The sequence below is a fragment of the Pseudomonas sp. GW821-FHT09C10 genome (assembly GCF_059418085.1).
Genome location: NZ_JBWKPE010000001.1, coordinates 111542 through 125813 on the forward strand (window position 1 = coordinate 111542; position 14272 = coordinate 125813).

Below are 14272 nucleotides of genomic sequence, written 5' to 3' on the forward strand. Positions count from 1 at the left end.
ATGGGCGTGATTTAGACCTCTCAAGCAAGGTGTGTACATTCGGCTGCCACATACTCTGAATGTGCTACGAAACCGATGCGCAGTGATGACTCTGTCATTGCTATCACGCGGGCCTTTGCCCTCATCTTCGAGGTCTCTATGATCCACCCGACGCTGGGTCATCAACATGGCTATGTTGCTAATCGGTCCGTGCTCCTGGAAACAGTCGCGAGCTGCTTTGGATTCGTGGGAGCCCGTTTAGCTCAACTGCGGGCCACGTTGCAGAGCAAGCGTCAGCCAGCCGTCAACCTGAAGATCGATGGCTCGCAACGGCGCGTCGATCTGAAGGTGGATAATATCGACATAGCCTTCCTCATGGGCAAACTGCATTGGTTCATCGACCACTGACAGCAAGGTTCAGAAACTCTACAATTCTCATCTTGGCCCTCACTGTATTCAGGGGTTAAGGCGTAAGCCCTGCATTGGTTTAGATCGAGCATTTCGTAGCGCTCACTTGCTGAAACCCAAAGAATTCAAAACCGAAAGGACTCTTCATGACTGCAGGTAGCAGAAGCCAATCCACCTCCACGGAACTGACTGGTGGGGCAGGATTCAACTACGAAGACCAAGTAGTGGCCTACTACCTCGTGGCGCTACTGCTCGAAGGACATGCGGCGGGATGCACCGGGGTGGTCAGGTCCGTTGCGGTACAGCAGGCGGCCGATCATCCGATGGATGATCTTATCGTGGAGATGAAGGACGAAGCCGGTCAGCGAGTGCTCGGCCTGCAAGTAAAACGTTCGCTGCGGCTCACTGCGGCGGCTAGCAATTCAGATTTTCTCAGCACTATGACTGCCGCAGCCGCTACCCGACGCCTGTCGACTTTCCAGGTCGGCCGCGATGCCTATGGCTTTGTGACCGAGCATGTTGCGGTGGCGAGTTACCGTTCGATCAACCGGTTGATTGACTGGGCCCGCGCAGATGTCTGTGGAAAAGATTTTGCTAGGCGCTTCGAGGTCGGGGGAACTGCGGCCGCTTCAGAGCGTTCTTTGCGGACAGAACTGCAGCCGTTGACTGAAACACAGACAAAGAACGAAGAAAAGGACTTCTATCAACACCTTGTAGCGCTGCGTATTGACGGGCTCGGTGAGGGCGGCATTTATCGTGGCGCCGTAATCACCCAGTTGAAAGGGGTGATCGCTAGCGATCAGGAAGGGCTTGCAGAGTTGTTGTTCAATCGGTTGTGCCAGATCGCAAGCGATGGGGCTGGGCAGGCTAGAAAATGGACGCGAACGACACTTGTGCAGCAGTTGCGGGGCGCAGTGCCACTCCGGTGCGCTCCCAGCTATGTCGCGGACCTTGACCTGATTCAACGGTATTCTACGGACGGCATGGCTGACATCCTGGAGGATGTTGGCAGTTACCACGTCGAGCGACCCAGTGTTGCCAAGGAAGTTGCTGCACATCTAGAGAAGTTTCGGCTGGTAAATCTAACGGGCTTGCCTGGTTGCGGGAAATCGGTGGTTTTAAAGCAGTTTGTTAAGACTGCCTCCGCGAAGGGACCATGCCTATTCATCAAGTCTGACCGATTGTTCGGAAATAGCTGGTCAGCATTCTCCGCAACCTTGGGCATAAGGCATGCCGCAGAAGAAATCCTTGCTGAAATCGGGAGCACGGGTACACCGATCCTGTTTATCGACGGCATTGATCGCGTCCCTTTGGATCGTAAGGGCATCATCATTGATCTGCTGAGGGTCATTGAAACCCATGAGACCCTCAGCAATTGGAGAGTCTTAGCAACATCTCGGGACCAAGGGTTAGAACCGTACCGAGCATGGTTTCCAAGCAGTTTTTATCACGATGACGGGATTGGCGATGTCTTTGTAGAACCCTTTTCGGATGCGGAAGCCGGTAGGCTGGCGGACCAGATTCCAGCACTCCGTTCGCTGCTAAGTAACTCATCTGCGGTGAAGGAAATTGCACGGCGGCCTTTTTTCGCCGCAGTACTAGCGAGAAACAGCGCAACAATTCAAGGCTCAGCGCTGCAGACAGAAATTGATCTGATCGCAGCTTGGTGGTCCCGTGCAGGCTACGATGCATCACCCGATTCCGCTTACGTAAGGCGACGCGCCATTATCGATCTTGCGGAGAAAGGTGTAGGAGAGTTGGGTAAAAGTGTTCGACTTCGCAGTTTAGAGCCTAGTACCGTGTCCCAGCTAGCCTCTCTCAAGGCTGACCTCATTGTTCGCGACCATGATGATGGAGCGGCCGTCTCTTTTACCCACGATATTTTCTTTGAGTGGGCGTTTTATCAATTGTTAATCGATCTTGGCCCTGATTGGCACGGCGCGATCGGTGAAGCCGGCGAGCCCCCCTTACTCGGTCGAGTGGTGGGGTTACTCGCCCAGCGGAGCCTGGGTGTTCCGGGACAATGGACGCAAGGATATCGTTTGCTGGAGAGCAGGCCACTGAGGCCGCAATGGCGAAGAGTCTGGTTGACCGCGCCCCCTTTCACCGCAGCCTTCATTGCAGAAGGCACACAAGCAGAATTCACTTCTGCCATGCAGAAGGTCGATTTCCAACTCTTAGAAAAGCTTTTAGTGTGGTTTCAGGCGGAGCACACTATTCCCAACCCCGTGGTATTAGAACGTGCTGGAGGTGTTGAGGACGGGGAGGACTCCATACGTATTGCGCACCTTCTGGGTTGGCCTTCGGATGTCAGAAGCTGGGGCCGGCTCATAGATTGGTTGTTATCAGTTGCCGATACATTGCCCGGTCGCCTGATTCCATGTGTGGTGGATGTTTTTGAAGTATGGCTGAACATGTGGGCCAACCACGGCAACAAGCGCACCCGCGGTATTGTGGCTCAGAGTAGCAATTGGCTGCTGCATCTTGAAAACGCGAACCGTGCTGATTCAAATCACCGGAAATGGGTCGATCTTGGCCATGACGCCATCAATCAGCTCGCCGTTTCTCTTCGCCGCGCTATCCTACGAAGTGCAGCTGCATTCCCTCATGCAGCCGTTGAGCTTTACACGCGCGCAGCGGATACCGAGCACTTACGAGATGATGCATACAGTACGCTAATGGCATACACACACGTTATGGCGTCCGTTAATCCAGAGGCCGTCGTTAGATTAGCCAAAGCAGAGTTGCTGGACGAGTTGCCTGGTGACCGCTTTGCACGCGAGGAGGAGGAAAGTCGAAGGAGCGCCGAGCGCAGGAAAGCCATACGCGCAATTCCTGAAGAAGAACGATCTCCTAAGCAACAGCAACTGCTGGGCCATATGTTTCACTCCTTGGGCCAACAGCTTCCGAAGATCGATGAGTCAGGCATCAGAAAATACCACCGCTACTACTCTGATCCCTCAGCTCTGCACGAGCCGTTTGCCAGCCTATTTGCCCACGCCCCTGATCAAGCTCTCGGGCTCATAAACGATATGTCCAACCACGCAGTGACGGGTTGGCGGCAGGTTCATGCACTCCGGGATGACCTGAAGACTCCCGTGCCAGTCATACTGGAATTTCCTTGGGGCGTGCAGGCTTTTTGGGGCGATTGGCCAGTCTACAGCTGGTCTCAGGGCCAATTAGGCGCCGCCCCGCTCGAATGTGCATACTTGGCGCTTAGCTATTGGGCATTCCAACAACTTGAACATGGCCGGCCGACAGACGAAATCATCCGGCTGATCGTAGAAAACTCAGATGGTATCGCTGCTCTTGGATTGGCCCTGGTTATTGCACTTGAATCGCTTCATGTGTCCGAAACCACGTTGGTATTGGTAGGCTGCCAAAGGCTCTGGCAGCATGACCTAAAAAGGGTGGTCCAAACGCCTACCTTGGACATCGACATTTTTGGACTCGGCCTGGAATCAAGGTTGATGGGGGACAAAGCCCAAGCCCAAGCTTTTTTGAAAGCACGGAATAGTCGGAAACGTAATGTGCGGCAACTCGCAGCAGCTTTTGCGATGACGGGTAATGATCAGTTACGTGATCGTTTTCGGGTTGCCCTCGCCGCATTCCCAACCGCGCTCCCTTTCGAATTTGAAGAAGACGCTAATGATGCTCTCACCACCAAGCGCTTGATGGAGTTAGCAGTGCTGTGGGCTGGACAAGGTGATAGCGATAACTACCGAGCAGTTCCAACACAATCTGGCCTTACCGAAATTTTGTATGAGTCACCAGTGCCACTGGATACAGAGCAACAGATAAGACTGGAGGAGACGACGGCGTTTCTTCACGCATCGAGCGTACTTGATTGGGCAACCCGATCACTCGAGCAAAATGCGTTACAGCCTCGCTTAAATCTGGAGCTCGCGATTGCATTTGCCAAACAATATGACACCGATGAGATGTTTGAGGTGCGTTACGACGTAGGTGATCATGCGGTGCAGAGTGCGATTTCCTGCATTGCCGCATGCGTCATACGGCTTGGCTCAGAGGAGAGCGGGGAGCTTGAGTGGGCTTGGGAGGTCATGGGGCGCGTCTGGAATATGCGGGAGCGCCCTCTCAATGGCTCGCAGGTTTCATGGCATCCGTTTAACCACCTAATTGTGGCGTTGGTGCATAAAAGGCAAATCGATAGCCTGGATGTCGATGCCGTTACAGCGTTAATTGATCTGACTTCTCATCCGCTGGAGGGTGTTTCGGCTCTGGCTTTTTCAGGATTGTTCCAAGATCCTGACCTGGCAGTAACTTGGGTGTCTGCCCAGTTAGCCATGCGGATGGCCGTTCGTTGGCGCTCGTCCTGGACACCCAAAGATGGCCACGACCATTCCAGAGACCGCATCAATCGTGATCAGTCTCTGCTGCTCGCCCATGAAGCGCTTTCTGAGGCACATCCTACTCAGTTCCCAAGTATGCCAAAGCCCTGGGAGCAGTTATCAAAGGGTATGGGTAAGGAGGGCGATCAGGTCCTGCGTGATCCTGACCCATTCTTTGACTGGCAATTTGCCGCGGGAATCTTTAAGTACTTCCCCGTTGAACGGTGGTGCTCTTCAGATGTGTATGGGGATTTTTGGCAGTTGGCGCTTGGTGACCTCGCAGCATGGACGGCTTCGAGGCTGGTTCCACCCATGCCTGAAGGAGGGAAAGAACATCACCCGGAGGAGTACGACTGGCATACCTCACTCGGTCATTTGTTTGCTCGCTCAGCACCACTAGTCGAAGAGCGATGGTTCATCGATTCCTGCTTAAGGCCGTTCTTAGTGCCAGAGCGGAATGCACTTCAAATGCTAAGCCGTATCGCTCAGTCCTTGACGATCCGCCATATTGTAGGTGCTCCCGTCATTCCCTCGAGCACTTTGCCGTTGTTAGACATGTGTACTGAAAGGCTGATCAGCGATCGGGCGTTTTCAAAACGAAATGATGGTTCTGTCCACGATAATGCGTTGTCACGACTCATCGATGCGTTGCTGTTTGTAGCGACAGAGGATAAGCCAGGTGCGAATCGATTCGCGAACGGCAACTGGTCAGAAATCGAGGCAGTAATGCCATTGATTACTAAAATCATGTCCTCCATCGGTTGGTCGTCGTATGTTATGGGTAAGTTTTTGAGCCTTTGTGAACGAGCTGCAGATGTCTATCCTTTGGATGCGTTCATCCATCAGGTGTCAGCTGCACTTGAATCCCTTGAGCGGGCCCACGGAAGCTGGACGGGCTCTACACTACCAGCACGTATTGCTGCTGTTGTACAACGCCTCGCCGACAGGTACTTCCCTCTCGATCAGGGCCAGTCGCTTGGCTTGCTGCGTATACTCGACGCGTTGATCGATCTAGGTGACCGTCGCAGTTGTGCCTTAGAGCAAAGTGAAGCGTTCAGAGCTGTACGCAAAAATTGCTGACTGTGTGTCGCCAACAAAATGAAGGTTCCGCCCGTGTCCGATCAGTTCAAGTTCGCTTGCTCCCAGAGTAAATCTAGTGAGTTACCTAAGCTCATTCGATTTCGCTTTACTCTAGGACGGTCCAAACGAGCCTCAGCCGCAGGGTTGGTTGTTGCTTCACTGCTGTGCCGCGAGGCCTCGTGCGAGGTTGATCCCTAAGCTATTGCGTTCATTCTCCCGGACGGCCTCCTGGGGGTGGCGACGCAACATCACCGGCTGCCGAATAATCACCTGCAATCCGGGCAATCGCCCGGCGAACAGCAACGTTACACCCGTGATGTCCAGGGGGCATTGATTGTGGTGGATCGATAAATCTGATATCACGGTGCGACCACGTCGAACAAGGAAGATGACGTATGCATTTGCGTCGCATCACTATCAAGCGTTTTAGGAAGCAGCAATTTCAGGCGGTGACCGCGGTTGGTCTAGAGAGCAGCACATTTCCCAAAGGAAATGAGAAAACAGACGTTAAGTGGCTAGAAAACGCCGGCCGCCAATTTTACGTAAGGTTGGCTTGCGCTAAAAGGCAGGCCCACTCCCTGTATGTCTGGCGTAGTTCGCAATTCACTTCTGCTATTGGTCTGGCCACTGGTTGCCCCGCTTATGCTTGAGTTGAAGATGTATCCGGCCAAAAACGGCGATGCCTTTTTAATCAATGCTAACGGTCAGTACATTCTGATTGATGGAGGTTATGCCAGCACCTACACGTCTTGTATTTCCCCCGACTTGGTCATGCTAGCGGAGCGGGGAGAGCGTCTTAGTCTGGTGGTTTGCAGTCACATCGACGCAGATCACATCGGTGGGTTGTTGGCCTTCTTCGACGATAACGGTTATCCCGGTTCTCGTAGGATCGAGGTTGACGCTGTCTGGCACAATAGTCTGCGTTCGGTGCCGTACACGTCTGATGGACCAGACCTAAGCGATCATGCTGGCGTTCTACAGGCCTTTAAACGCCGCGGTTTTCCTGTGCCGCCGGCGCTTTCCCCTAATCCTATCGGGGCGAGCCAAGGAAGCTCCTTGGCTAAGCTTCTCAGATCCAACGGCTACCATTGGAATCATAGTGATGGCTCTCGCTCGATCGATAACCGTTGTGCTCCTTACACCTTGGGCAACCAGGTACAACTGGAAGTACTGGGGCCTACCCTTGAGCGATTGGAAGCCCTAAGTAAACTGTGGTTACAAGAGATGCGTCGGTTGGGCTACCGGGGTAAGTCTTTGAGCAACGATTTAGTAGACGACGCTTACGAGATGTGGTGCAGCCATGCAGCGCAACAATCGCGCGTACCCAGTGTTCGCCCCATTGCTGCTCGGCGCGATCGAACCCTCGCCGATGCCTACACACCGGATACGGCAAGAGCCAATGGCAGCTCCATTGTGTTGGTGCTTTCTGCTGGCTCGGCTTGTGTGCTCCTATTGGGCGACGCTTGGGCCGAAGAAGTTGTCGAGGCATTGAAACGACACTACCCGGGCGCTCAGGGCTTGATGTTCAGTGCGATTAAAGTCGCTCACCACGGGAGCCTCTGTAATACCAGTCCGGAACTCCTCGCGTTGATCGATGCGCCTTGCTACCTCGTTTCCTCCAACGGAAGCAGGCACAGTCATCCAGACTACGAAGTCTTGGCAGCGATCGTAGATCGACCTGCGACTTTTGAGCGCAAGCTCTATTTCAATTATGAAACCGCATCCGTGCAACGGCTGCGGAGTCACTCATCACAATCCGGGGCGCGCTTCAGTGTTCACGTCGTCAAGGATGAATGGATTCAATTAGGAGACGTCAACAGTGGCGGATGAAGTGGTAAAACAAGCAACTTGCCGTGTCAGCAATGCCCACGAAGAAGGCACCGGCTGGCTTATCACCCCCTCACTCGTATTAACGGCCTTTCACTGCGTGGAGGCGGCTGTAGCTTCAGGCGCAGACATCATCGTTCAGTTTGGCTCCGGCGACGCATCGTTGCAGCATACCGTGACGGTTCAGGCTCAAGATGCAGACCTGGATATCTGCCTTCTCCGTCTACCTATCGAGCATCCATTTGAACCACTAGTAATCAGCACCCGGCGGCTCAGGGGCGGTGAAAAATGGTCCGCATTCGGCTATGCCGTGCACAAGCTTAACTTGGGCCACTTACTCAACGGCGGGATCCAGCAAGCATTAGACGAACTCGTTCATGGGGTCGATCTAGATCTATCAGTCAGCCCGGACACCCACCTGACAGATTATGGTGGTCTCTCTGGCGCGGCGTTGATGGTCGAAGGGGAGTGCCGCGGAATGTTACGCGTAAGCGTCAACACTGCGCTCGCGGCAATCAGCTTCCACCAGCTATCTCCTTTCCTCGAAGCCAATGGTGTACTGGCAGACGTTGCCTCAGTTGAGGCACAACGTATGCCTTTTGGTACTCGACCCGAATTCGACCGATTGCTTGAAGAACGCTTGGCCACACTCGAGAACGGTTACTTGGTCATGGAGGGGGCCCATGGTATCGGCAAGTCAACCTATTGCCGGCAATTTGAACCTGTTAGTAAGTCGCTCGAAGTGTTGGGGATATACGCGCTATCTGAGCGGGGGCGCGGGATCACTCCGGCGCATCAGGCCCAGCCGGAAGTATTTTTTGATTGGATCAATTCACTGTGGTCGAGTGCGGTGAGCGGAAAACCGGCGCGTTTGCAGGAGCTCTCTTATCCAGAGCTGATCCGAACCAGCCATAAACGAATCCAGTATCTGGCACACCGCCAAGCGGCAGTGGGCAAGGTCGGTGTCATTTTTATCGACGGTCTGAACGAAGCCGCTAGCGTCGGCACGGACGCTCTTCAACGACTCGTCGCGCTAATACCACCAACGTTACCGACTGGGTTGGTGATTGTCATAACCGTCGCCGGTTTGGATGTACATGCAGCGAGCATGGGCGGCTTGTTACAGGGTGCTGCTCGTTTGACCTTACCCGCACTGGGGCAAGACAGTCAACAAGAGCTGTGTACAGAGTTACTCGACCCGACCGTAGCAACTTCAAAGCTAGTTAGCCTGTTGTGTGACCGGGCAAAAGGGCATCCGCTGTACCTGCGCTACCTTACTGATATGGTGAACGACGGAGCAAGCGAAGCCGATATTATCCAGATGCCGGCATTCAGCGGCACCATTGAAGACTACTATGAAACCTTGTGGGGACATTTGCTGACCGACCAGGATGCGGTGAATTTGCTGGGGCTTGTGGCGCGCCTACGCTGGGGACTCCCCACCAAGGACCTGGTCGCGATGCTGGAACCAGCCGAGAGCATGGTATATGTCCCCACGCTCGCGAGAATCCGTCATCTGTTTTCTGAAGCGGGAAATACCGAGATTTACCACGCTTCGTTTTCAGAGTTCATCAAGCATAAAACCTCTACGTTGGGGGAGCGTCTACAAGAACGGCTGGCCGAGTTTTGCTATTTGGTCCAGAGCGGAGACTATGGTCAGCTGAATCGGGTTTACCACGGGTTGTTGGGCGGCACAGCGGGGCAAAAACAGGCAATCCAGCACTGCCAACAAACCTGGGTGGACACCTCGGTCACGCTCGGTGCCGAACCGGACGTACTCTTGGGAGACATTGAGGCTACGCTTACCGCAGCGACTCAGATCGGTGCGGCCCAAGATACGATTCGCTTGCTGCTGTTGTCGCAACGCCTGACCTTTCGCTACAACACCCTTTTTACCCAAGCCGCTGAACAAGTGGCCTTGGCCTTGTGCGCGCTCGGGCATACCGACCAGGCGCTGCGCCATCTGATTCGCAATGGTCGTCTTGTTGCTCCTCCCCTCGGTACTTGTGCAGTCGTTCATGCTTTGATTCGGATGGGCAGTACAGGGCAAGCCATGCAGCTGATTGACGCAATGCATCAATCATTGGATTCGGTTTTTGAAAATTTTCAAGCGACAGGCAGCATTGAAACGGATGTGTTTCTCCAGACCGTAATGCTGCGCCTGCATGGATTGGCATTGGAAAGCGCCGCTGGTGGCGAACCACCCGTAAACCCTATCTTAGCAGCGGCGATACGACAGGTCCGCGCTGTCCCTGAGGCTTTCGGTGAGATCGACTTGGGCGAGGTTATCGCCAATCTGGGTGGCAGTTTCTACGGGGCAAAGTTATGCCTGGAAGGACTGTATACCCCGATTGCGCGATTACCTTTGACAGCTATTCCGCCTGAGGCAGTGGTCTCGACACTGCTCGGCGTGCTCAATCATGCCAGAATCAATTCGCATCTGTATGGCATACCCTTGTCTGCAAGCATGGTTGGACCATTGCTCAGTGATCTGGACGAGGCTAGTCAACGGCTCGACCAACCTACCGAATTATCTTTAAGTACAGTCAATACTTTGATTGAGAGCGGGGCATCACCGCAGCTCATTCGCAAGTGTGGGGGGCCCACTCTCACCAAAGCCCAGCCATTGATGTTGTATTCGTCCAATCGGGCACGACCGGACCTTACGGGATTCCTAGAATCGTACGAGCTGTGGCGGGCAGCGGACTTTCTCAATGAAAGCTATCAGGAACCGGCGATTGGCTCAGAGGTTGGGGCCGACTGGGAGGCGTGGTTACGCTCGCTGGTGGCTTCCGTCGCCTGGGCGGATGGCACCGCCCGCCGAGCAAAAGCCATTAATGACGCGCAAGTACTGGGTCAGGTGTGGTCGTACTTATCGGACCGCGTTCTGCCGAACATGACGCGTCCTTTGAGTGAGCGCATGCACTGGCAGCACGCCTATGCCATACCGGAATCCATTTTCCCTGCGCTGTTCCAGCGATTGGCAAAACTGCTGGTGGAGTGCCTGCCACAATTCGTCGGCCAGTTGTTAACGGTACTCAAGCACGGTTTTGCCGAGCAACTGGGCCTATACAACGAAGGGTTTCGGCAAACATTGGCCATGGTGGCGGATCAGTTCATGACTATGGAGCTGCAACCGACTATCGCCGATGCGCTGTTTGACTTGCTAATCCGGTGGCGTGATTTCGTCCAGACAAACGTCGAGAACCGCTACGAGCTCATTCCTGAATTACTGCGTATTGTCCCATTACTAAAGCGACTGAACGCGGAGGAAGAGGCGGTCAAGACTTATCAGACGGTGTTGCGCTTCTCCATGGGGCCCAGTTGGTATAAGGAGGACCAGCTTTCGCTCATGTCCAGCACGCTGGCAGCGCTGCCAGCGGCTACATCGATACCGACCGCCTCACTGCAGCAAATTGCTGCGTATCTTGAACGGGCAAGCGGGGAGATGACATTCCAGCGCTATGTGCGGGCAGATAAGGGCAACTTCATAGCTCAACTATGCCGACGAGCCCTGTACAGCCAGGCTGTTGATTACTTCAAGCACCAAACATGTGGAACGTCGCCCCAACTTTATGAACAAGCGGCAGCAGGGGGCTTGGATCGGGTGGCGCCGTTGACCGGCATGCATTTCCCGGGCGGTGCGCTTGAAGAGCAGGCCGCATTACTCTCGCTGTTATGGGAAACGCCCGATAGTCTAGATTGGCGGTTGTACTGGGCTTTGTTGGAGGTCTTTCAAGGTGGTGATGACCGTCATCTTGACGATTGGGGGATGCACTATGCCCGGTTAATTAGCGCCATGGTTGTCGGCTCTGATGACCTAAAGTGGGCGGAGGGGCGCGTCCGAACTATCTCGCAGAATATGAATGCCGAACGATCGCTCCGTCTGCTACGAGCCTTGGTTGCCGCCTTACCGACGACACATACAGCTATTTTTGAGCCTGTGCTTGCGATTATTGAGACGAGCGCAGGACCTGAACTCTTTGAGCAGTTCACAGACAGCTCCAGTCGTGCCGCCGCCACTACTCAGCCCACATCGGCTGAACCTGAGTCGGAGTCAAAGGCAGAATCTATTGGCGACACCTCGGTGGAGGAGTCGCTTTACCAGCCCGGGCTTTTTGGAAAGTTCTCGTTTGATGAGCAGGCGCGCGTCGAGTTGCAAACCGCGCTTACGCTCAAGCGTAGGGGTAACACTACCGCGGCAGTCAAAGCAGCGGTTCGCGTATTGCAGACACTGCAGGATGGCGGCTGGTCCGTCTGGACGAGCAACCACACCGGATCAGCCGCAGAAAAAATAATACAAGACGCGGTTCCAGAGGCTGACGCCTTAGCCAGACTGTATGGTCCCCTGGCGCTAGAAGAGCGCCATGTTCGACGTTGGCTGATTGCGTCGCACATGATCGATAAGGTGGCCAGCAAGCTGAGCGCGGATCAACAATGCACGCTACTCCACCATGCTATCGAGCATGTCGGCCACATGGTCGGAGAAAACGCGACGCAGGAATTTGAGTATCTGGAAGGCGCAACCACGAGTGTAGAGGTAGCGTTATTCGATTTTTTCTTGTGGACGCTCGATCATCCATCTTGGGAGCGGCGGGATAGCGCGGCAGCTATGTTGCTTTGGTTAGTGAGCACGGGAGAGACCTATTTTGTTCCCGTTATACGGCTGGCGTTTTCGATGGATTCACACAATCGGGCCGATCTCGCGGCAGCAGTCTTGGACGTATTGTCCCGCCGCAATCCTGTGGCCTTGTGGGAGCGCCTTGCTCCGCATCTCGATCTAGCTATGCTGCTCGTCGAATGTCGACACGTATCGCGGCTGGCCATTCTTTCCCGCATCGTTGATCGTGCCGCAGAGCTAGATAGCACCACCGCGCAGGCCGCACAGACCACTCTAAATACCGTCCTAGACCAGCAAGCCACTGAGCCGTCTGACGATCCGATCGCTCCGCCGAGCCACTTCCCACAGGGGCTGCGTTCGCAGTGGGCTACATTGGCAAGGCTAGGTCTGATTACGGCAAGCACGCGGAACAAAACTGAAGAGGTGCTGGCGCAACTCTGCTCGCCGCTGTCGACGGAGGTCACACATCTCTTGGAGCAGCGTGTTGCAGAAAACTTCAGAGAGCCGGATCAAATCCCGACGGGCCGCTGGGCGAACAAAGTCCGTTATGCGTTCAATCTCGGCCTTTACCAATCCATGTCCCGCGAGCAGTTGCACGTCATCGAAGAACTGTTACGGTGCCATAACCCTAACCATTGTGCAGCACCTCCGAATGGTCATCAGTTTCTCTCTGACCTTATTGCATCGCTCAAGATGCGCTCGCCAAAGGACTTTCGGCCATTCAGTCAGGGTTTAGTTTTTCTCGACGTGCAATGTGTGATCGAATTGAATGGGAAAATTGTCACCGTTGAGCTGCTGGCCCATCTCCGCTCACCCGATCCTCGGCAGTCACCTTTCGTATCGCTTGAGGGGTTCAAGGCCAACCAGGATGCGCCACAGGCGCCTGACGGGCAGATGGCAATTTGCGTTCGCGCTCGGCCTACAGCGGCCTATTTTGCGTCGCGCACGCCTTCCGTACCGACGCGCAAATTTCTTCAGTTGATCGGTGTCAGTGAGTCAGCCACCGTTCGCTATCACTGGCGTGATGGCAGTACGGTCGCGGCGAACGGGGGCAGTCGTCGCTGTGAGGCGGCCATGCTTGCCATTCATGAAGGTGCTTTGACACTTCCGCCTGGGTGGAATATCGGCTGGGAGCTTCGGCTGAATGGAAAAGTCTGGGCAGTAATGAAGTCTTGAGAGAAAGGAGATTTAAATTATGGCTACTTTTGATACGCCAGAAACCCGGGCTGATTTTGAGGAACGGATGGGAGTCCTAGTAGAAATGTGCCGAACCGGCCGTATGCGCTTTGTCGAAGGAGTAGGGGGGTATGACAGCATCTCTCGGGTCAGATATCTGCCCAATGGCAGGGTCGATTTCCTCAGTATTGACGAGTCTGCTCGCTTGCAAGCGAATATGGCTCATCAAATGCCAACGTTCGCCCCCTCATTTGATTCCGATGAAGATTGAACCCACCATTCAATTCATACGAGATGATCATAACGGCTTGCCATAAAAGGATTACATCAAATAGCCCCGCCGTGCAGCTCGCCGACGTGATGATCGGCGCGGCTATCGAGATGGCTCAGAGGATTACTGGCCGTATCAGCAATGGGCCTGAGCCGGAAGCAGTGCTGAGGTTGTATGCCGATGATCAGCTTATCCATATGCTGCCCTCGTTAGACATTGAAGACCAGATCGCATTTCGCGAGGGAACTCAGGCGTCAGCCCTGATTGATTGCTATGCCAAACATTTTTCCAGCTAGCGAACCAATGGGGCAAAATTTGTCCGAATACGTATTGAATGAGCATTCGCCTTGGATCCTGATCAGTCGGCAATGAGACGTGTGTATTGACCTTCCGTGAGAGCCTATAAAATCTAAGGTCTGGACTGCCCCCAGCATCGTAGACGTCTCCAGCCTATGCGTGGACTGCCCCCGGCATCCTACCTCGGCTTCATCCGGGCTGAGCCGCCCGATGAGTCCCGCGCAAACCTGGTTGCCAAAGACTTTTGTGCGCTCTACAACA

General features: G+C 54.3%; 6 protein-coding genes. 5 read left to right on the forward strand and 1 reads right to left on the reverse strand.

What is annotated here, in order from left to right; genetic code table 11:
* The first annotated feature begins 75 nt into the window (after nucleotides 1–75).
* From AC07OT_RS00460 to avs1c, 5 genes are all read left to right on the forward strand, one after another.
* Nucleotides 76–387 (forward strand): hypothetical protein, encoded by a 312-nt coding sequence (locus AC07OT_RS00460; protein WP_495107090.1) that lies wholly within the window; start codon nucleotides 76–78, stop codon nucleotides 385–387.
* 146 nt (nucleotides 388–533) lie between these two features.
* A complete protein-coding gene (locus AC07OT_RS00465; RefSeq protein ID WP_495107091.1) occupies nucleotides 534–5819 on the forward strand; it encodes an AAA family ATPase in 5286 nt (1761 codons plus the stop codon).
* 642 nt (nucleotides 5820–6461) lie between these two features.
* Nucleotides 6462–7649 (forward strand): AVAST type 1 anti-phage system MBL fold metallo-hydrolase Avs1a, encoded by a 1188-nt coding sequence (gene avs1a / locus AC07OT_RS00470; protein WP_495107092.1) that lies wholly within the window; start codon nucleotides 6462–6464, stop codon nucleotides 7647–7649.
* On the forward strand, nucleotides 7639–13443 hold the full coding sequence (gene avs1b, locus AC07OT_RS00475; RefSeq protein ID WP_495107093.1) for an AVAST type 1 anti-phage system protease Avs1b: 5805 nt from the start codon (nucleotides 7639–7641) through the stop codon (nucleotides 13441–13443). Before avs1a ends, avs1b begins: the two co-directional genes overlap by 11 nt.
* Before the next feature lie 19 nt (nucleotides 13444–13462).
* Nucleotides 13463–13714: an AVAST type 1 anti-phage system protein Avs1c gene (avs1c, locus tag AC07OT_RS00480; protein WP_175581887.1), complete on the forward strand. Its 252-nt coding sequence runs from the start codon at nucleotides 13463–13465 to the stop codon at nucleotides 13712–13714.
* 56 nt (nucleotides 13715–13770) lie between these two features.
* On the opposite strand, the gene AC07OT_RS00485 is transcribed toward avs1c, so the two are convergent.
* Nucleotides 13771–13911 carry a hypothetical protein gene (locus AC07OT_RS00485; RefSeq protein WP_495107094.1) on the reverse strand — a complete coding sequence of 47 codons (141 nt, stop codon included), beginning with the start codon at nucleotides 13909–13911 and terminating at the stop codon, nucleotides 13771–13773.
* Between the last annotated feature and the right edge of the window lie 361 nt (nucleotides 13912–14272).